The organism is Mycobacterium barrassiae, from assembly GCF_025822765.1.
Lineage (GTDB): Bacteria > Actinomycetota > Actinomycetes > Mycobacteriales > Mycobacteriaceae > Mycobacterium > Mycobacterium barrassiae.
The window spans coordinates 50,967-69,275 of the sequence record NZ_JACKUK010000020.1 but is presented as its reverse complement, the minus strand read 5'-3'; the positions used below and the strand labels follow the sequence as shown (position 1 = coordinate 69,275).

The 18,309-nt window shown below is 65.8% G+C and carries 18 protein-coding genes and 1 tRNA gene; 7 read left to right on the top strand and 12 right to left on the bottom strand.

Going from position 1 to position 18,309, the window contains the following annotated elements; translation table 11 throughout:
* Positions 1–38 precede the first annotated feature (38 nt).
* Positions 39–503 (top strand): hypothetical protein, encoded by a 465-nt coding sequence (locus tag H7J93_RS10015; RefSeq protein ID WP_267306139.1) that lies wholly within the window; start codon positions 39–41, stop codon positions 501–503.
* Here H7J93_RS10015 and H7J93_RS10010 read toward each other — a convergent pair whose 3' ends face one another.
* From H7J93_RS10010 to H7J93_RS10000, 3 genes are all read right to left on the bottom strand, one after another.
* Positions 504–1,733, bottom strand: coding sequence for a CHAT domain-containing protein (locus H7J93_RS10010; RefSeq protein ID WP_267306138.1), 1,230 nt, complete (start codon positions 1,731–1,733; stop codon positions 504–506).
* Positions 1,715–3,337 (bottom strand): hypothetical protein, encoded by a 1,623-nt coding sequence (locus tag H7J93_RS10005; RefSeq protein ID WP_267306137.1) that lies wholly within the window; start codon positions 3,335–3,337, stop codon positions 1,715–1,717. The genes H7J93_RS10010 and H7J93_RS10005 overlap by 19 nt, the downstream gene beginning before the upstream one ends.
* Positions 3,338–3,399: 62 nt before the next feature.
* Positions 3,400–3,885, bottom strand: a complete 486-nt coding sequence (locus H7J93_RS10000; protein ID WP_267306136.1) for a lipoprotein LpqH — start codon at positions 3,883–3,885, stop codon at positions 3,400–3,402.
* 117 nt (positions 3,886–4,002) lie between these two features.
* On the opposite strand from H7J93_RS10000, the gene H7J93_RS09995 reads away from it, so the two are divergent.
* Positions 4,003–5,328, top strand: coding sequence for a winged helix DNA-binding domain-containing protein (locus H7J93_RS09995; RefSeq protein WP_267306135.1), 1,326 nt, complete (start codon positions 4,003–4,005; stop codon positions 5,326–5,328).
* Between the two features lie 213 nt (positions 5,329–5,541).
* Here the strand turns inward: H7J93_RS09995 and uvrA are convergent, their stop codons facing one another.
* Positions 5,542–8,445 carry an excinuclease ABC subunit UvrA gene (uvrA, locus tag H7J93_RS09990; RefSeq protein WP_267306134.1) on the bottom strand — a complete coding sequence of 968 codons (2,904 nt, stop codon included), beginning with the start codon at positions 8,443–8,445 and terminating at the stop codon, positions 5,542–5,544.
* A gap of 110 nt (positions 8,446–8,555) precedes the next feature.
* Here uvrA and H7J93_RS09985 point away from each other — a divergent pair, with 110 nt between their 5' ends.
* Positions 8,556–9,227: an MBL fold metallo-hydrolase gene (locus H7J93_RS09985; RefSeq protein ID WP_267306133.1), complete on the top strand. Its 672-nt coding sequence runs from the start codon at positions 8,556–8,558 to the stop codon at positions 9,225–9,227.
* Positions 9,228–9,378: 151 nt separating this feature from the next.
* Here the strand turns inward: H7J93_RS09985 and H7J93_RS09980 are convergent, their stop codons facing one another.
* Entirely contained in the window at positions 9,379–10,038 is a 660-nt protein-coding gene (locus H7J93_RS09980) for an RES family NAD+ phosphorylase (protein WP_267306132.1), read from the bottom strand.
* Complete coding sequence (locus H7J93_RS09975; RefSeq protein ID WP_267306131.1) at positions 10,035–10,430, bottom strand: XRE family transcriptional regulator; 396 nt, start codon at positions 10,428–10,430, stop codon at positions 10,035–10,037. The genes H7J93_RS09980 and H7J93_RS09975 overlap by 4 nt, the downstream gene beginning before the upstream one ends.
* Before the next feature lie 344 nt (positions 10,431–10,774).
* Between H7J93_RS09975 and H7J93_RS09970 the strand changes: the two genes are divergently transcribed.
* Both H7J93_RS09970 and lnt read left to right on the top strand, forming a co-directional pair.
* Positions 10,775–11,659: a fructose bisphosphate aldolase gene (locus tag H7J93_RS09970; protein ID WP_267306130.1), complete on the top strand. Its 885-nt coding sequence runs from the start codon at positions 10,775–10,777 to the stop codon at positions 11,657–11,659.
* On the top strand, positions 11,647–13,098 hold the full coding sequence (gene lnt / locus H7J93_RS09965; RefSeq protein WP_267306175.1) for an apolipoprotein N-acyltransferase: 1,452 nt from the start codon (positions 11,647–11,649) through the stop codon (positions 13,096–13,098). The genes H7J93_RS09970 and lnt overlap by 13 nt, the downstream gene beginning before the upstream one ends.
* Here the strand turns inward: lnt and H7J93_RS09960 are convergent.
* The 3 genes from H7J93_RS09960 to H7J93_RS09950 all read right to left on the bottom strand — a co-directional run bounded on the left by H7J93_RS09960 (position 13,061) and on the right by H7J93_RS09950 (position 15,475).
* A complete protein-coding gene (locus H7J93_RS09960) occupies positions 13,061–13,507 on the bottom strand; it encodes a universal stress protein (RefSeq protein WP_267306129.1) in 447 nt (148 codons plus the stop codon). The two genes, lnt and H7J93_RS09960, sit on opposite strands and share 38 nt — an antisense overlap.
* 219 nt (positions 13,508–13,726) lie before the next feature.
* On the bottom strand, positions 13,727–14,686 hold the full coding sequence (locus H7J93_RS09955; protein ID WP_267306128.1) for an AraC family transcriptional regulator: 960 nt from the start codon (positions 14,684–14,686) through the stop codon (positions 13,727–13,729).
* Between the two features lie 39 nt (positions 14,687–14,725).
* A complete protein-coding gene (locus tag H7J93_RS09950; protein WP_267306127.1) occupies positions 14,726–15,475 on the bottom strand; it encodes an SDR family oxidoreductase in 750 nt (249 codons plus the stop codon).
* Positions 15,476–15,581: 106 nt separating this feature from the next.
* Here H7J93_RS09950 and H7J93_RS09945 point away from each other — a divergent pair, with 106 nt between their 5' ends.
* Positions 15,582–16,223 carry a UdgX family uracil-DNA binding protein gene (locus H7J93_RS09945; RefSeq protein ID WP_267306126.1) on the top strand — a complete coding sequence of 214 codons (642 nt, stop codon included), beginning with the start codon at positions 15,582–15,584 and terminating at the stop codon, positions 16,221–16,223.
* A gap of 115 nt (positions 16,224–16,338) precedes the next feature.
* Here H7J93_RS09945 and H7J93_RS09940 read toward each other — a convergent pair whose 3' ends face one another.
* The 3 genes from H7J93_RS09940 to H7J93_RS09930 all read right to left on the bottom strand — a co-directional run bounded on the left by H7J93_RS09940 (position 16,339) and on the right by H7J93_RS09930 (position 17,495).
* The gene (locus H7J93_RS09940; protein ID WP_267306174.1) at positions 16,339–16,623 is read right to left on the bottom strand and encodes a hypothetical protein; all 285 of its coding nucleotides are present in this window, start codon (positions 16,621–16,623) and stop codon (positions 16,339–16,341) included.
* A 220-nt stretch (positions 16,624–16,843) separates the two neighbouring features.
* Positions 16,844–17,275, bottom strand: a complete 432-nt coding sequence (locus tag H7J93_RS09935; protein WP_267306125.1) for a type II toxin-antitoxin system Rv0910 family toxin — start codon at positions 17,273–17,275, stop codon at positions 16,844–16,846.
* A 146-nt stretch (positions 17,276–17,421) separates the two neighbouring features.
* Positions 17,422–17,495, bottom strand: a tRNA-Cys gene (locus H7J93_RS09930).
* A gap of 97 nt (positions 17,496–17,592) precedes the next feature.
* Here H7J93_RS09930 and H7J93_RS09925 point away from each other — a divergent pair.
* Positions 17,593–18,309: a 5'-methylthioadenosine/adenosylhomocysteine nucleosidase gene (locus H7J93_RS09925; RefSeq protein ID WP_267306124.1), complete on the top strand. Its 717-nt coding sequence runs from the start codon at positions 17,593–17,595 to the stop codon at positions 18,307–18,309.

Genomic DNA, 18,309 nt, shown 5'->3' with positions numbered 1-18,309 from the left:
TGGGTTCGGTAGCCGACGCGGTGTCCGAACCTAGGGACATGTCCAGCGCGTTTTCGATTGCGTTCTTCATGCTTCTGCTCGTCGGCACTGCCCTGTGCTACCTGATCCCCGACCGTGACGTCCCCGACGCCGCCCAAGACCCGGGCGAAGCCGACGAACGTCTCGCCACCACCGAGGACATCCTGGCCATCCGGGCCGAGTTCGACCGGATGCTGGTCGGCAAGGGACTGGTCACCGACGGTCAGCTCGCCCTGATTCGACACGGCACCAAGTCCCGCGCCGTCGTCACGGGAATGCGGACGACCGGGCACACCTGCGAGGACTTCCGCGAGGTCGAACTCGACGTGATCGTGAATCGGCCGGAAGGCGGACAGTTTCCGGCTCACGAGAGGGCGCTGATCCCTGCGTCGGCCATCACGAAGGTCTCTCCCGGCAGCATCATCGAGACGTACTACCGCTCCGGCGACGAGTCCGCGGTCGCCGTTTGCGTGTCGCCGCGCTGATCACCTGGCGCCGTCGACGGCGAAGGTCGCCAATGCCGCCCAGTAGAGCGGACTCGCCGCGAGATCGCCTTCGCTCCACCGCCGCAGCTGTTTCCGCTGCCAGTCGTTGACCGCGCGCCCGGCTTCAGGGGCTTCGTGTGCGCGATCGACGGCGAGGATCGCCTCGCTCATCGGGTCGGCGTCGGCGCGGTCCTGCGCGAACAGCCGATAGCCCGCAGCGGTCGGCAATGACCACAGGGTGGCCGTCACCAACTCGGCTCCGCCCAGAATCATCGCCGCGACCAGCCCGGTGGCCTCGTCGAAGCGGTAATCCCCGCCGGAGGCACATGCCAGCAGGCCGACGCGGGGCGGGATCGGCAGCTTGAGCGCCATGAGATCCGATGCGGTGAGCGGATGTTCGTCGGCGAGATGGAGCGCGGCCCGATCGGCATGGCCGACGTCGCCGTCGGCCGCGGTCGCGTGACCCACGTACAGCAGCCGACTCGGCGCCTGCGCCAGTAGCTCCTTCAGCCAGTCGCGGTTCGCGTCGGAACGGCGGAACAAGTCGACGGACGCCGCGACGTCGGGCAACACCTCTCGCTGGTGCATCACCTCGGCGAAGTACCTGGCCAAGGGCGTTTCGGGCGACGGGCGTCCGAGTACGGAGCCCAGCGGAGAGTCCGGTCGCTGACCGGGCACGCGGGGATCGAGGACCAGCAGCGGCGGATTGGCCTTTCTGCCGCCCCAGCCGGTGGGTTCACGCGGTGAATGAACGATGTTCGGTGGAGCCGCCATCAGCACGTCGACGAGGTCGATGAGTCGGCGGTCGTCGTCGGGCATCGCAAGGAGTCCCCATGGGACGCGGGCCAGCCGCGCGCTGGGTGACACGAACAGCGCCGCTTTGGAGGTCGCGACACAGTCCAGCAGCAATTGCCACGCATCGGGCACCAACAGATGCGTACCCATGGTGCGTGCGATGGCGAATTCCATTGTGGGCGAGGAGAAGGAACCTTTGGTGATCGCACGTTCGAGTGCGTCGCGCCGGGTCTCGTCGCCGAGCGGATCCGGTAACGCACCGCTCAGCTCGTCGACCGCGGCCTGGAGTGCCGCCTCCTCCAGCACCCACGCCACCGTCCTGGCGGGCTCGCCGACGACACGCAGACTGACATATGTGGCGACACCGACATCTGCGAATCGCAGGACGAGAGTCGCGTTTTCGGGCTCTGTCTCAGTCACGGCCACGTCGCCCACATCGGACCCGGCGCAGTCACGGCACGGCCGTACCGTTCGGCCGCCAGTTCCCGATAGCGGGTCAGTATTGCTCCGGTCCTGGGGTCCATCTGCAGCGGCGGCAACGGACCGAGCCGCGTCAGCGCCGCGCGTCTGCCCGGCACCGACTCGCCCGCGGCTACCAACGCGTAGTCATCGACGGTCTCGAGCGGCACCGCGACGGTCGCGGTGCGCGTCCAGTCGGCGGTCTCCCGGTCGGGCTCCGCGCTGAAAGTTCCTCGAGCACTGTGATACTCGACCAACTCGCTGAGGAGTTCGGTGTTGCCCCATTCCCAGGCAACGGCGAACGCGCCGGCGAGCATGCGGGCCGAGACGTGAGTGGCCCAGCGCATCCTGGCGTCGGCGTCGTCGATGGCATGCCGTACCGAGTCGACGGCAAGCGCCGCGGGCACTTTCAGCTCGGCGGCCCGCTCGAGTTTGTATGCCCTGTTCGCCGGGTCGGCCAATGCGTCGGCGCGCCAGATGCTGCCGATGTGGTAGTGCAGGCGGGCGTACTGCAGCCAGCTGTGTCGCGGCCAGGAATCGAGCAGTTCGCGCGCTTCTTCGGTGCGTCGGCGGGCGGCGTCGAAGTCGCCGCGGAAGATGTCAACCCAACTGCGCTGCAACAGGATGCGATGGATGTGTAGCGGCTTCTCGATCTCGCGCCAGTGCCGCTCGGCGTTCTCAAAGCGCTCGTCGGCGTCGTCGAGCTTCTGGATGGAGAGCGAGATCAACCCGAAGTACAACCAGCACCGCGACACATCGTGTGCGCGCAGGCCTTCGGCGATCGCCGGATACGACTCGTGCGCCAGGTCCTGAGCCAGCGCGCGATCACCCACAGCCCATGCCGCGGTGGCCCGTTCGAACTTCGCTCGTGCTGCACCCAGCGCCCAGCCGCGCGCCTCGGCGCGTGCACCGGCCCGCCGCAACCACGGTTGCGCTTGCGGCAGCCGACCCGTCTCGATGCAGAACCTGCCGTATGAGGTGGCACCGAAAACCAGCAGATAGTCGTCGAACTCGTCGTCGAGGTGCGAGCCGTCGATCGCATCGATCACCTTCTCCCACAGGTGAACCGACTGCACGTGTAGATCGTCATCGCAGAGCGCGTTGGCGCACAGGATCTGCGCGAAGGTGATGAATTGGCGGTGCTCGTCGGCGAGATCCGGATAGTCGGTGGTGTCCTCCGTGAGGACCAGCAGGGCGGCCTCCGCGGCTTCGTGTTCGCCGTGTGCGGCGGCCAGGCCCGTCTCGAGGAACTGCGCGCGGCGTGAGTACCGACAGATCATGTGGTCGATTTCGGCGTCCGACATCGTCACCTGCGGAACCAGATCGGGCCGGGCGCCCGCCCGGATCGCCGCATGTGTGGCAAGGCATTCGCGGATGCGCCGCGCGCACTCCTCGGTGCCCTCGTATGCGGTGCGAACGAGGTAGAGCTGACCCAGTTGCGCATAGACCTCGAGCAGCCAGTCGTCGCGATCGGCCGCTTCGATGGCGGGGACGAGTGACAGCAGCAGATCCTTTGCCGCGAACTCGTCTGCGGCCAATATCAAGTGACGTGCCCGTTCGAGGTCGGCCACGATGGTCATTTCTGAATCATAGGAAGCGGCGGACGTGGAGGGTACGTCCGCCGCTTCCGGCAACCTGCCGATCAGGTGCAGGTCACCTTGATCGTGAACGGCTTGGTGATCATGCCGGCCATCGGATTCGCCAGATCGGCGCCTGCGGCCTCACCGGTGATGGTGTAGGTGCTGCCATCGACCTTCACCTCGGCGGAGCCCGTCTTCGCGCCCATCATGTTGGTGACGGCGAGGGCGTTGCCGTCCACCGTCATGCCCAGCGATTCGACGGTCGGTGTCGCCTCATCCGTCATCACGACGGCAAGACCGGCCTGGCCGTTGATCGCAGCGCTCGCAACGTTGATCTTGCCGCCCTGCTTCACGCAGGTCACCGTGTTCAGATCCAGCCCGGCCAGGTCGCTGCCACCAACCTTGACCTCGGTCGAACCGCTCGTGCTCACCGAAGTGTCTCCGGTAGCCGGGCTCGGCGCGGCCTCTGGCTTCTTATCGTCCGAGCAGCCCACCAGGACGGCCGTACCGAGAGCCAGCCCGACCACACCCGCGACAACTCGATTCATCGATCTTCCCTTCGTCATACGCCGCCCCACTGGCGTCGTCGTGCTGCCAAGTCAAGGCGGAGCCGACCGCTACCGATCCCAAATTTTGTCGGTATCCGCAGGTAGCGTTCGCAGGCGATGCGGTCTTTCACGATTGCCGAACGGCGGGCCCGGCTCGCGCGGCGGCACTTTCTCAACGCGCCTGCCCAGAGTCCGGTCGACGTCGCAGGCACTGTCGTCGGATTGCACGCCACCGATCCGGCCACGCCGTACCTGTCGTTGTGGGCGCGGTTGCCCGGCTTCGCGGTCGCCGATCTGGACGCCGCGCTGTACGACAGTCGGCGCCTGGTGAAGCACCTGGCGATGCGGCGCACGCTGTGGGTGGTTCGCGCCGCGGATCTGCCGCTGATTCAATCGGCGGCCAGCGATCGGGTCGCGGACAACGAACGCCGAAAGGTCATGGCCGATGCGCAGAAGGCCGGGGTCTGCGACGACGGCGACGCCTGGCTGGCGGCCGCGTCCGCCGCAGTTTTGGGGCATCTCGCTGAACACGGACCAACCAGCGCCAAGGACCTGCGGGCGGCGCTCCCGGAGTTGGCGGGCAAACACGACCCAGCGCCGGGCAAGCGGTGGGGCGGCGAAACACCGCTGGCGCCAAGGATTCTGACGGTGTTGTCGGTGCGCGGCGACATCGTCCGGGGACCGAACGACGGAGCGTGGACGGTCTCGCGGCCACGCTGGGCGTCGATGGCCGACTGGCTAGACTCGACGCCCGCGACCGCAGCGCCGGAGGTCGCGCGGACCAAGTTGATTCGCAGGTGGTTATGGGCGTTCGGCCCGGCCACGGTCACCGATATCAAGTGGTGGTTCGGCAACACGCTGACGTGGGCGCGCCAGGCACTGGCCGATCTCGAGGCCGTCGAGGTGGACCTGGACGGGACCCCCGGGTTCGCGCTACCCGACGATCTGGAGGAAGAGCCGGCGGCCGAGCCGTGGTGTGCGCTGCTGCCCGGCCTCGACGTCACGACCATGGGATGGTTCGACCGCGACTGGTATCTCGGCGGGCACCGCGGCCAGGTGTTCGACACGAACGGTAACGGCGGTCCGACGGCGTGGTGCGACGGTCGCATCGTCGGCGGCTGGGGTCAGGATGCCGACGGCAGAGTCGAGGTGCGATTGCTCGAGGATGTCGGGCGTGCGGCGACGAAGGCGTTGCAGCGGCGTGCTGATGAGCTGACCGAGTGGCTGGACGGAGTGCGAATCAGTCCGCGCTTCCCCACCGCGGCCCAGAACTCCCCGCGAACCGACTCCGACACCCGCGGCCAACCAGGCTCCCGAAACCCCATCGAACAACACCTCCGAACCCGTCAGGTGTTGCAGCGACCACTTGAGTCTGAGCGCGGAAACGCGATCTGCCCGCAGTCTCGGCGAAGGTGTTGCGTCACAGGTCCTTGTCCCGGCTGAACGCCCATGCCTCGCATTGACGCTGACCCCATTCGACGCCGAATGCGGTGACGACTGCGGTGATCGACGTTGCGATGAAGATTGTCATGACGACCCCCTTGGACCCTTTGGCGACTGTGTGACCAGCCTCACGCAGCGTCGATCCAATGTCGTCAGGGCTAGCGGCCAACGCGACGACCGTCAGCCCCAGTCTCGATTACCGGCTAGCCGGTATCAGGCGCTGACCTTGCTCCGCTTGCGCTTCTTCGGCGTCGGCCGCGGCACACCCAGCGCCTCGGCCAGGAAGTGGCCCGTGTAGCTGTCGGGATTGGCGGCGACGTCCTCCGGTGTGCCCGCGGCGACCACCGAACCACCGCCGGCTCCCCCCTCGGGTCCCATGTCGACGATCCAGTCGGACGTCTTGATCACGTCGAGGTTGTGCTCGATGACGATGACCGTATTGCCCTTGTCGACAAGGCCATTGATGACCGCGAGCAGCTTGCGGATGTCCTCGAAATGCAGACCCGTCGTCGGCTCGTCGAGGATGTACACGGTGCGCCCGGTCGACCGCTTCTGCAGTTCGGACGCCAGCTTCACGCGCTGCGCCTCGCCGCCGGACAGCGTCGGCGCGGGCTGTCCCAGCCGGACATACCCGAGCCCGACGTCGACCAGCGTCGCCAGGTACCGGTGGATCGAGGTGATCGGCTTGAAGAACTCCGCCGCGTCCTCGATCGACATGTCGAGCACCTCGGCGATGGTCTTCCCCTTGTAATGCACCTCGAGCGTCTCGCGGTTGTACCGCGCGCCCTGGCACACCTCGCACGGCACGTACACGTCGGGCAGGAAGTTCATCTCGATCTTGATGGTGCCGTCACCCGAACACGCCTCGCAGCGGCCACCTTTGACGTTGAACGAGAACCGGCCCGGCTGATAGCCGCGCACCTTCGCCTCGGTGGTGGCCGCGAACAGTGTGCGGATCTTGTCGAACACACCGGTGTAGGTGGCCGGGTTGGACCGTGGCGTGCGACCGATCGGCGACTGGTCGACGCGGACGAGCTTGTCCAGCTTGTCCAGACCCGTCACACGCGTGTGCCGGCCCGGCACCTGCCGCGCACCGTTGAGCTTGTTGGCCAGCACCGACGCCAGGATGTCGTTGACCAATGTCGACTTGCCGGATCCCGACACCCCGGTGACCGAGGTCAGCACGCCCAGCGGGAAGGACACATCGATCTCGCGCAGGTTGTGCTCGCGGGCCCCGACCACGGTCAGCTGTCGCTTACGGTCGGTGGGCCGCCGGATGGCGGGGATCTCGATCTCTTCCTTGCCCGAAAGATACGCTCCGGTAATCGAATTCGGGTTGCTCAGCAGTTCCTCGTAGGGGCCGCTGTGCACGATCTGCCCGCCGTGCTCACCTGCCGCGGGACCGATATCGACGACCCAGTCGGCGTGCGCGATGGTGTCGAGGTCGTGCTCGACGACGATCAGGGTGTTGCCGAGGTCCCGCAGCCGGATCAGCGTCTCGATCAGCCGCCTGTTGTCGCGCTGATGCAGGCCGATGGACGGCTCGTCGAGCACGTACAGCACGCCGACGAGCCCGGACCCGATCTGGGTCGCCAACCGGATGCGTTGTGCCTCACCGCCGGACAGCGTGGCCGCCGCCCGCGACAGCGACAGGTAGTCGAGTCCGACGTCGAGTAGGAACCCGAGTCGCGACTGGATCTCCTTGAGCACCTGACCGGCGATGGCCTGCTCCCGTGCGCCGAGCGTCAACGCGTTGAGGAACTCCGCGCACTCGGCGATCGACAGCTCGGACACCTCGGCGATGGACTTGGCGCCGAAGCCCTCGGCCGTCATCGTGACCGCCAGGATCTCCGGCTTGAGGCGCGTACCCTCGCACTCGGGGCACGGCACGTCGCGCATGAAGCCCTCGTAGCGCTCCTTCATCTGCTCGGAGTCGGTCTGCTCCATGCGGCGTTGCAGGAACGCCATCACACCTTCGAAATCGGCGTAGTACGAACGAGTTCGGCCGTACCGGTTCTTGTACCGGACGTGCACCTGCTCGTCGCAGCCCTCCAGAATCGCCCTGCGCGCCTTGGCGGGAAGCTTCTTCCATGGGGTGTCGACGTCGAACCCGAGCTGGTCACCGAGCCCCGACAGCATCCGGGTGAAGTACTCGGCGGTCTGCCCCATCGACCACGGCGCGATGGCCCCCTCGGCGAGGGTGAGGTCCGGGTCTGGGACGACGAGTTCCGGGTCGACCTCCTTGCGGATGCCCAGACCGGTGCATTCCGGGCAGGCGCCGTACGGCGAGTTGAACGAGAAGGACCGCGGTTCGAGGTCGTCGACGGCGAGCGGGTGCCCGTTGGGACATGCCAGCTTCTCGGAGAAGCGCTGCTCGCGGTGCGGGTGGTCGTCCTCCCGGTCGACGAACTCCAGCACCACGATGCCGTCGGCGAGGTTCAGCGCCGTCTCCACCGAGTCGGTCAGCCGCTGCTTGGCGGTCGCCTTGACCGTGAGCCGGTCGACGACCACCTCGATGTCGTGCTTTTCCTGCTTCTTCAGCGTCGGCGGCTCGGTGAGCGAATACACCACCCCGTCGACGCGGACGCGGCTGTAGCCCTGGGAGTTCAGCTTGTCGAACAGATCGACGAACTCACCCTTGCGGGTGCGCACCACCGGTGCGAGCACCTGGAACCGCAGGCCTTCGTCCATCGCGAGCACCTGATCGACGATCTGCTGCGGCGTCTGGCGTGCGATGCGCTCACCGCACACCGGGCAGTGCGGGGTGCCGGCGCGCGCGTACAGCAGACGCAGGTAGTCGTAGACCTCGGTGATGGTGCCGACGGTCGACCGCGGGTTGCGGTTGGTGGACTTCTGGTCGATGGACACCGCGGGTGACAGACCCTCGATGAAGTCGACGTCGGGCTTGTCCATCTGACCCAGGAACTGACGGGCGTAGGCCGACAGCGACTCGACATAGCGGCGCTGCCCCTCGGCGAAGATGGTGTCGAACGCCAGAGACGACTTCCCCGAACCGGACAGTCCGGTGAACACGATGAGCGCGTCACGCGGCAGATCAAGATCAACGCTTTGCAGGTTGTGTTCGCGCGCACCTTTGACAATCAGGCGATCAGCCACACGCATTCTCTTTCAAGAAGAAGTCCTCCAAGACATAGTTGAAGCCCATGCTATGTGCCCCCACCGACAAGTTCTGGGCCAGTGTGCGCCGGGCCGGATACCGTGAGGACATGACCGTCGTCAGCGACAACTACACCGGCCATGTTGACCCACAGACCGCAGCCAAACAAACGCTTCCGGGTGCCTCGATCGTCAAGGTTTCGGTCGGCCCGATGGACAACAACGCGTACCTGGTGACGTGTTCCCAGACGGGCGCGACGCTACTCATCGACGCGGCCAACGACCCCGAGATCCTGCTCGAACTCATCGAGCGCTTCGCGCCGAAACTGAGCCTGATCGTCACCAGCCATCAGCACTTCGATCACTGGCAGGCGCTGGAGAAGGTCGCCAAGGCCACCGGTGCGCCGACCGCGGCACATCAACTCGACGCCGAGCCCTTACCCGTCAAACCCGATCGAATCCTGGCCCACGGGGACACCGTGAAGATCGGCGAGCTGTCGTTCGACGTCATCCACCTGCAGGGCCACACCCCCGGATCGGTGGCACTGGCGCTCGACGGGGCCGACGAGGCGACGCACCTGTTCACCGGTGACTGCCTGTTTCCGGGCGGGGTCGGCAAGACCTGGCAGGAGGGCGACTTCGAGAAGCTGCTCGACCACGTGACCAGCCGGGTGTTCAACGTCTACGGCGACTCAACGGTCGTTTATCCCGGCCACGGCGACGACACGACGCTCGGCACTGAGCGGCCCCACCTCGGGGAGTGGAAAGAACGCGGTTGGTGATCCCTCCGAAGGCTATGAGCGGTAGTCCACCACGGAAGGAAACTCGCAAGACCAGCACCGAGTAACACTCAACCTGGCCAATCGAGCCAATGTCAGCCGCTGGTAACGCACCGCATAACGTCTGAACGTCCTGCGAGAGCGCGGCTTTGAACTAGGCAGGACATTCCTCCAGGTCCAGATTCCACTCAGTCGTGACAGTAAGAAGCGGACCGGGAGCGGGGTCCGTCAGTGGAATGATCTCGCCCACGGGGTCCGCATCTCCGTGACCCTCAAATAGGGCCACACAAGGTTGAGCGTCAAGCCGAGACAAAAACCTCACGGCAGCCACGCCGCAGTCGTAGAGGTCACCAGCAATCGTCTGGGTGACTACGCGACGACTTGTCGTGATTTCGTGCAGATCAAGGTGTTCCATGCCGTTTTCGACCAGAAGCGACGCATGCCTGTCTTCAACCTGTTGGCGCACCGCGCCGTCGGTTAGGTCAATCATTGGGCCGTCAAGTCTTAGTAGCGCCGGAACTAGTACGTGCTGGCGGCGCCAGCTTGCAGTCACCGGCTCGGAGGCGAAATCTTCAGCCGCCTCGGGCCCGTATCGCTCGATGTGCCTGAGCTTGGCACCGAGATTTGGCCGGAGATCTGCCAGCACTTCACGAAGGCAGGTTTCGGGCACTTCGGCCAGATAAAGGGTTCGGAAGCGGTGGTGAATGTCGTCGAAGCGATGGTTAAAGCTGTATAGCTCGAGCGGTGTGAAATCAAGTGGACTTGCGTGATAGCCAACTCGCCACAACAGCAGCTCGGAGCCGACTTTGGTCACGCCTGAAAGCTAGCGACCTGTCTGGCCGCTTGCACAACCATCGCGAAATCAGCCGTGTCAGACGCGTCGCCGAGAACCTCGACTGGCGCACGATCGTCGAGACGTGTGTTTGTGCCAAACAACCAGGCCCGGGCGGTCGTGTCGTCGTACGCATCAACGAGCATTCGGACAACTTTGTAGCCCTCACGCAGCCTGCGTTCGGTTACATCGTGTGGCTCCGGGCCGCCTGGCCGCGCGTACCTGCCGATCTGTTTTGCATCGGCAAGACCTGCGAGAGCTGCGGTGATTCGTTGACCGACCGTTTTCTGCAGGTAGCCGGCAATCTCACGAATTGAGCGGGTTGTTGCCTCGAAATCGAGTCGCTCAGCGGCACTAGCTGTTAGAACAGACATTCTGTAACCTCCGGACCGGCTGTATCCACCCGCAAGATTACCACTAGACTCACCGCAAACAACACCGGAAACAACACCTGAGTCTCGCTGCCAGGAGTTTACGTGGATGAGGACCTTCGTCATCGACGTTGTTCCCGTCCTATGCAGCGTTCGGTGCATCGTGATGTCTCGCCGGCCTGCCGACTTCTGACCGCGTTTGATGTATGTCGACCGTTGGCGACATCGGGTTCCCCGGCGACGTCCCTGGGCTTCGAGGGCCACATGCAATGGGCCGCGGCAATGCCGTGAACGCGCTGTCCTAGGCTGATGCGCAGGACTCGTCGAGGAGATACCCAGGAGAAATGGTGAATCAGGATCAGTTGAACAAGGCGCAGAGCGGCGCCGGTTTCATCGCAGCACTCGACCAGAGCGGTGGCAGCACCCCCAAGGCGCTCAAGCTCTACGGCATTTCCGAGGACGCCTACTCGGGCGATGACCAGATGTTCGATCTGGTCCACGAGATGCGCACCCGCATCATCACCAGCCCCGCCTTCGACGGCGATCGGATCATGGGCGCGATCCTCTTCGAGATGACGATGGACCGCCAGATCGAGGGCCGTCCCACCGCCGACTACCTGTGGAACGTCAAGAACATCGTTCCGTTCCTCAAGATCGACAAGGGTCTGAACGAGGAGAAGGACGGCGCCCAGACCATGAAGCCGATGCCCGGGCTGGACGAGCTGCTCGACCGGGCGGTGGCCAACGGCGTCTTCGGCACCAAGGAGCGCTCCGTCATCAAGCTGCCCGGCGCCGGCCTGGACGCCGTGGTCGCCCAGCAATTCGAGGTCGGCCAGCAGGTGCTCGCCAAGGGCCTGGTTCCGATCATCGAGCCCGAGGTCGACATCAAGAGCCCCAAGAAAGCCGAGGCCGAGGAGCAGCTCAAGGCCGCGTTGCTCGCCGGGGTGAACGCCCTGGGCGCCAACCAGACGGTCATGCTCAAGCTGACGCTGCCCGACACCGACAACCTCTACAAGGAGCTCGTCGAGCACCCCAACGTGCTGCGCGTGGTCGCCCTGTCCGGCGGCTACAGCCGTGACGAGGCCTGCGAGCGGCTGGCCCGCAACAACGGCGTCATCGCGAGCTTCTCGCGCGCCCTGACCGAGGGCCTCACCGCGCAGCAGAGCGACGAGGAGTTCAACACCACCCTCGACGCGGCGATCGGGAGCATCGCCAAGGCATCCGCTACCTGACATCGATTCGGGGCTACACGGCGGCACCGATCGCCGGTGCCCTGCTTGCGCTGGCCTTCCCCGCGCCGTCGTGGTGGTGGCTGGCATGGATCGGGCTGGCGCCCCTGCTGCTCCTCGTCCGGGCGGCACCCACCGCCGCACAGGGTGGTGGACGGGCCTGGTGCGGTATGGCCGGATTCGTACTGGCGAACCAATACTGGCTGGGGCCGAGCGCCGGCCCTCTCCTGGTTGTCTTTGCAGCCGCGATCGGCGTGCTCTGGTTTCCGTGGGGCTGGGCCGCGCATCGACTGCTTTCCGGCGACGTCACGATGCGACAGCTGCTCACCGCGGTGGCGGTACTCCCCTCCGCCTGGGTACTCGCCGAGGCCGTCCGTTCGTGGCACCGCCTCGGCGGACCGTGGGCACCGCTCGGCGCCTCGCAGTGGAATCAGCCGGCCACACTCGCCCCCGCGTCGGTGGGCGGCGTGTGGCTCGTCAGCTTCCTGCTGGTCACCGTCAACACTGCGGTCGTCGGGGCGATCCTGCTGCGCTCCTGGCGCGCGGTCGCGCTGCCCGCCGTCCTCGCGGTCGTCGGCCCGGTGTGGTTCTGGGCGGGACCGGCACCCGACGAGGGAGCCACGGCGCGGATCGCGCTGGTCCAGCCCGGCGACATCGCGGAGTCGACGGCGCGGCAGGCGGCAAGCGAGGCGCTCACCGAAGGTTTGGCGGGCCAGCGGCTCGACCTCGTGGTCTGGGGCGAGAGCAGCGTCGGCGTCGACCTCGAGAGTGATCCGGAAACGCTGCGCCGCGTGGTCGACCTTCGCCGACGAATCGGCGCGGATCTGCTGGTCAACGTCGATGCGCGCGCGCCGGAGGGCGGAATCTACAAGTCCTCGGTGCTCATCGGGCCGGACGGGGTGCGGGGCTCGTACGCCAAGACCCGGCTGGTGCCGTTCGGTGAATACGTCCCGCTGCGGCCGCTGCTCGGGTGGGCGACCCGTCATACGAAGGCCGCAGGCGAGGACCGTCGGCGCGGGACCGGGCCAGTGGTACTACACACCGGATCACTGGCCGTCGGCCCACTGATCAGCTTCGAGACGACGTTCTCGGACCTGCCGCGACGGGCGGTGCGGCTGGGTGCGGAGTTGCTGGCGTACCAAAGTTCGACGTCGAGTTATCAAGGCAGCTGGGCGCAGCCGCAACTGGCGAGCATGGTCGCTGTCCACGCCGTCGAGGTGGGCCATCCGGCGGTGCATGCCGGGTTGTCCGGTGTCAGTTCGGCGTTCGACGCACGCGGCCGCAAGCTGGGCTGGCTGCCCGCAAGTGATCGCGGCGTGTTGGTGGTCGACGTTCCGCTCGGATCGCGCTCGACCCTCTACGACAAACTCGGCGATTGGCCGATTGTGTTTGCGGCGCTGGTCTTTACGGTGTGGTGTGCACGATCAGTACGTCGGTCTTAGACCGGCGCGCGACGTTCGCGGGCACCGATCCCAACAGCCGGCCCGCGATGGTGGACAGGCCCACATTGCCGACGACGAGCAGATCCGCCTTCACTTCATCCGCGAGGTCAACGAGCGCATCGACGGGGGCACCGACGACCGCCTTCTCCTCGACGTTCTTCGCTCCCGCCTGTACCGCGCGATCGCGGGCCTCACGCAGGATTGCGTAGATGGGGGCGTTGCCCGACATCTTGTAGCCCTCGTCCTTGAGCACGTCGGCGGCCCGCTGATCCTCGCTCTGAGGGAAGTACGCCGTCGCCACGACAACCCTGGCGTCTGACCCGGCGGCGATCTGGCCGGCCCTCTCCACCGCGCGCAGCGACGAATCCGATCCGTCCGTGCCGACAACGATGGTCGTGTAGCCGCTCATCCAAGTCCTCCCAGTGTCAGTTGGATCGCCACCCGAGACAGTAACCCGTCCTCACGGGAACATGGGTGCGAATCACCACACCTGGATACCATTCGCCTGCTCATTCGCACAGGGTTGCGCTGGCAACATCACCTCGTCACGCCCGACGTGACCAGTCCTACATAACGTGTGCGAACGGCAGAAATGCTGCCGGAGAACGGAATCGAATGAGCGGTCACGTCAATTGTTCTGGCGTACGGCAGCACTGCGCGCATACTCCCGCGGGGAGCAGCCGTTCACTCGGGTGAACGCGGTCGTGAATGCGCTTGCGGACTGATAGCCAACTCGGTCGGCGACCTCTGCGAGCGACGGCCGTTCGTCGCGCAGCATGTCCTTGGCCAGTGCCACCCGCCACTCCAACACGTACTGCATCGGCGGCATGCCGATGATGCGGGTGAACCGTTCTGCGAATACGGCGCGCGACATGTTCGCGGCCCTTGCCAACTTCTCGACCGTCCAGGGTTGTGCCACGTCGGCGTGGATCTCGCGCAGCGCGCCGGCCAGGCCGGGATCTGACAGGCCCGCGATGAGGCCGTGCTCCCCTGCCGCAGGACGTTCTGTGCGGAACCGGCAGGACTCGATCAGCAGCACCTCGACGAGCCGCTCGAGAATCACGTCGCGGCACGGATGTTGCGCTACGGCCTCCTCGGTGATGAGGTCGACGATCCGACTCAGGCGGGCAGAGCCGGGTTCTCCGCGACGAACGAGAACCGTTGGCGGCAACAGCTTTACGAGCAGCGCGGCGTTGGCACGGTCGAAGCGGAAGTATCCACCGAGCATGCGCATCGGCGATGGGCCATCGGGTGAGCCGTAGTGCGCATCACCCGTGGGATAGAGCTCGACGTCGACGGGCTCGATGGTGGGCTCACTGGCCATCACGAAGCTCGGCGTCGCGGGCAGCAGCAGGAAGTCGCCTTGATGAAGCTCCAGCGGGTCGATTCCGTCTGGATGGAGCCAGCAGCTTCCCTCGATCATCAGACAGAAGGACGGATCGGCATATCGCGGCTTGCGGACGCTCCAGTCTCCGGCGCCGCTCACCACTTTCGACAGCACAACCTGGGGGCGCAACAACGGAATGATCGCTTCGAGCGGATCGGCGGCTGGTGCGATATCCGTCGGCGAGACGTCCCGGACGGGCATGCCGACAAGATATCGCCTTCGCCGTGCCGACGCCGGTCCCTAACGGACCCCGGCGTCCGCCAGCTCCACCGCGTCGGCCCCGGCCGGAAACCGAAGTTGGCCCGACGTGTCGGTCGCGGCGCGGTAGACGGTCTCGGCCACGTCGGATTCGGTGGTGAAGAGACTGGCCTGCCCGAATGACTCGAAGATCCGGGCCGCGAAGGCCTGATACGGCTCGGACACCAGCCCGTCCATCCGGGATGCGCCGTTGCTGGTGAAGCTTGTCGACGGGCCGTAACCCGGCTCGACGAGCTTGACGGTGACGTTGAGCGCGGCGAGTTCGAGCGCCAGCGACGCGGTGAACCCTTCGATCGCCATCTTGCTGGCCGTGTAGACAGCGGCCAGCGGCATCGCCGTCAACGTCACACTCGATGTCACGTTGACCACCACGCCGGACCCGCGTTCACGCATCTGGGGCACGACGGCCTGCGTCATCGCCATCACCCCAAAGGTGTTGGTTTCGAACACTTCCCGGATCGTGGCCATCGGCATGGGTTCGAACGCGCCGACGACTCCGATTCCGGCGTTGTTCACGAGCACGTCGATCGGGCCGCTCGCCTCGATAGCCGCGGCGATGCTGTCGGGCTTGGTCACGTCGAGCGGCAACACCCGGGTTCGGTCGGATGCGGGCAGCAGACCCTCGCGCGGTGTGCGCATCGTCGCGATCACGTTCCAGCCGTTCGCATGGAAGTGGCGCGCGGTTTCGAGCCCATAGCCTGAGGAGCAACCCGTGATGAGAACTGTTTTCATGACTTCGACGCTATGGTCGGCGAGTAAGACGATCAATGGCGTGAAGTCCGGAAAACATTACAGATCGTCTTGAGTATCGGTATCAATTGCCGGGTATCCGCGTGCCATGGCAGCGACGGCAGACGACTTCGTTCCGGACAGTCGCGACCTGACTGAGCTGGCCGATGCCGCGAACAGCTGCAAAGGCTGCGACCTGTACCTCGACGCCACCCAGACGGTCTTCGGCGCCGGCCCGGCAACGGCCGACCTCATGCTGGTCGGCGAACAGCCCGGTGATCAGGAGGACAAGGCGGGCGCGCCGTTCGTCGGGCCCGCAGGCAGGCTGCTGGACAAGGCGCTAGTGGCCGCGGGCGTGGACCGGGACCGGCTGTACGTCACCAACGCGGTCAAACACTTCAAATTCACGCTGCCGGAGCGTGGAAAGCGCCGCATCCACAAGACTCCGAGCCGGACCGAAGTGGTGTCGTGCCGCCCCTGGCTGCTGGCCGAGTTGGACGCGGTGCGACCCGACGTGCTGATGCTGCTGGGAGCGACGGCCGCACAGTCGTTGATGGGAAGCGCTTTTCGCCTCACGGCCCATCGTGGCGAGGCATTACACCTGCCCGACTCCGACGAACTCGGGGCCGATCCGACCGTCGTGGTCAGCGCGCACCCGTCGTCGGTGTTGCGCGGCCGACCCGAAGACCGGGAAAAGGCCTTCGAGGCGCTGGTGTCAGATCTGCGATTCGCCGCCGGACTGCTGGGCTGAGCGCCGACTGCACGCTTGTTGTACGCATCGCCTGAATCCAAGCCCGAGAACGGGCGCAAACAAGCGTGCAGTCGCCGTAATGCCTAACGCCAGATCGACTATTCGCGCTGCAGGCCTAGCAGACCGCTGGTGGCACCCAACCGGATACGGCCGGCGGCACCCATGGACAGGGGCCAGGGCCGTAATAGTAGGGAGGCGGAGGCGGAGCATCCCAGCGAGCGCCACGCCAATGGTCGGGGCCGCGCCAGTCATCCCAGTGGGGCTTGGGCTTGTTGAGCTTCAACGTCACCGCGGGTGAATTCGGTAGCGCCTCTTCAGCGTTGGCGAGCCCCGCGCTCAACCCGACTGCCGTGAAACCCAACGTTCCGATAAACGCCGCACCGGCGGCGATCTTCTTCATCTTCACGATCAACCTCAACTACCGCATCAATTTCAGTTCCGACCCGACATAATCTTAACCCCGTCGCGCAACAAATATTCCGCGCCACAGCCGTGTGAGCTTCAGCAAACAATACTGGTCAGGCATTGAACGTGCTTCTGCCGCAGACGAATTGGGCGTATATCATTTTCGTCTGCGTCAATACCGCGAAGATCGTAAAGACACGGCCGAGGCGCGGAGCTCAGCTGTACAGCGACTCGAAGCGTTCGATCGAGCGCTCGATGTCGCCCTTCACGGCACGTGCGGCCACCGCCCCGATCGGCCCGAACAACGGCCTGCCCCCGAGGTCGATCTTGACGGTGAACGCGCAGCCCGATTCGGTCGGCGCGACCGTCATCTTCAACGCGTACTTGGTGCCGCCGACGCCGTCGCCGGTGATCGCGAGCAGCTTCGGTGGGTCGAACTCGCGGACGGTCCACTTGACGCGATTACGCATCCCTTTCGCACCTGCGACACCGACGATCGTCGTGCCCACCGCCAGTTCCGACGGCACGTCGCCCCGCCAGCCCTCATGCATCTGGAGCCAGTCCCCGAGGTCAGACAGGTTCGACGCGTGCTGCCACGCCTCGTCGGGGCTCAGCGACAACTCGCGAGTCAACTCCAGTTTGGCCATCCAGAAATACTAGGCACCGGCTCCCGCGGGGTGACGGTCTGCGTGTTGTGGTCGAGCCCAGGGCCGGGCGGATGCTCCCGGTCGCGGAGAAACGACTGGTCAAGACGCTGGAGCACGTGGTCCGGGAGCGCTCGACGCGCTGATGCTGGAGCGAGTGGCGGGATTCGAACCCGCGTAAACGGCTTTGCAGGCCGGTGCCTAGCCACTCGGCCACACCCGCAGCAGAACCGACCCTGCCACCATGCGATCCCCCGGCCCACAGTTCGGATCGTCGTGACGCGAACCGCACGGCGCGCGGCCTTGGGTCACAATGCACTGTGACCATCGGACTCATCTGCGCGATCCCGCAGGAGCTTGCCGCCCTCCAGAGTGCCCTGACCGAGACTCACTCCGAAGCGGTGGCCCACACGCGATTCGTCACCGGGGTTCTCGACGGTCACGAGGTCGTGCTCGCCGGGTCGGGCATGGGCAAGGTCAACGCCGCGATCGTCACCACGGTGCTGGCCGATCGGTTCGGTTGTCGCACAATCGTTTTCTCCGGCGTCGCGGGTGGCCTCGATCCCGCGCTGTCGATCGGCGACGTCGTCGTGGCGGACCAGATCGTCCAGCACGACGCCGGTGTGCTCGAGAACCAACAGGTCCGGACCTATCAGCCGGGCCACGCGCCGATCATCAACCCGTCCGACCGGCTCGGCTACCCCGTTGATCCCGAGCTGCTCGCCAGAGTGAAGGAACGACTCGCCGAGCTGTCGATCCCCGGCCAAATCGTCTACGGCACAGTCCTTACCGGGGACCAGTACCTGAACTGCGACAGCACCCGGCGACGGCTGCTCGCCGAACTCGGTGGCCAGGCGATCGAAATGGAGGGCGGCTCGGTCGCGCAGGTGTGCGAGGCGTTCGGTCTCCCCTGGCTCGTCATCCGCGCCCTGTCCGACCTCGCAGGCGGCAATGCGCTGTTCGACTTCACCGAATTCGTCGAACAGGCGTCGGCGACCTCGGCGCGCATTCTGCGGCACCTGCTGCCCGTACTGTGA

Excerpts from the sequence above, each read along its gene's own strand:
- H7J93_RS10000 (WP_267306136.1), bottom strand. The coding sequence starts at position 3,885 with ATGAATCGAGTTGTCGCGGGTGTGGTCGGGCTGGCTCTCGGTACGGCC.
- H7J93_RS09975 (WP_267306131.1), bottom strand. The coding sequence starts at position 10,430 with ATGTCTGTTCTAACAGCTAGTGCCGCTGAGCGACTCGATTTCGAGGCA.
- H7J93_RS10005 (WP_267306137.1), bottom strand. The coding sequence starts at position 3,337 with ATGACCATCGTGGCCGACCTCGAACGGGCACGTCACTTGATATTGGCC.
- H7J93_RS09995 (WP_267306135.1), top strand. The coding sequence starts at position 4,003 with ATGCGGTCTTTCACGATTGCCGAACGGCGGGCCCGGCTCGCGCGGCGG.
- H7J93_RS09945 (WP_267306126.1), top strand. The coding sequence starts at position 15,582 with ATGGCAGCGACGGCAGACGACTTCGTTCCGGACAGTCGCGACCTGACT.
- H7J93_RS09960 (WP_267306129.1), bottom strand. The coding sequence starts at position 13,507 with ATGAGCGGCTACACGACCATCGTTGTCGGCACGGACGGATCGGATTCG.
- H7J93_RS09955 (WP_267306128.1), bottom strand. The coding sequence starts at position 14,686 with ATGCCCGTCCGGGACGTCTCGCCGACGGATATCGCACCAGCCGCCGAT.
- H7J93_RS10015 (WP_267306139.1), top strand. The coding sequence starts at position 39 with ATGTCCAGCGCGTTTTCGATTGCGTTCTTCATGCTTCTGCTCGTCGGC.
- H7J93_RS09940 (WP_267306174.1), bottom strand. The coding sequence starts at position 16,623 with ATGAAGAAGATCGCCGCCGGTGCGGCGTTTATCGGAACGTTGGGTTTC.
- H7J93_RS09935 (WP_267306125.1), bottom strand. The coding sequence starts at position 17,275 with ATGGCCAAACTGGAGTTGACTCGCGAGTTGTCGCTGAGCCCCGACGAG.
- H7J93_RS09985 (WP_267306133.1), top strand. The coding sequence starts at position 8,556 with ATGACCGTCGTCAGCGACAACTACACCGGCCATGTTGACCCACAGACC.
- H7J93_RS09950 (WP_267306127.1), bottom strand. The coding sequence starts at position 15,475 with ATGAAAACAGTTCTCATCACGGGTTGCTCCTCAGGCTATGGGCTCGAA.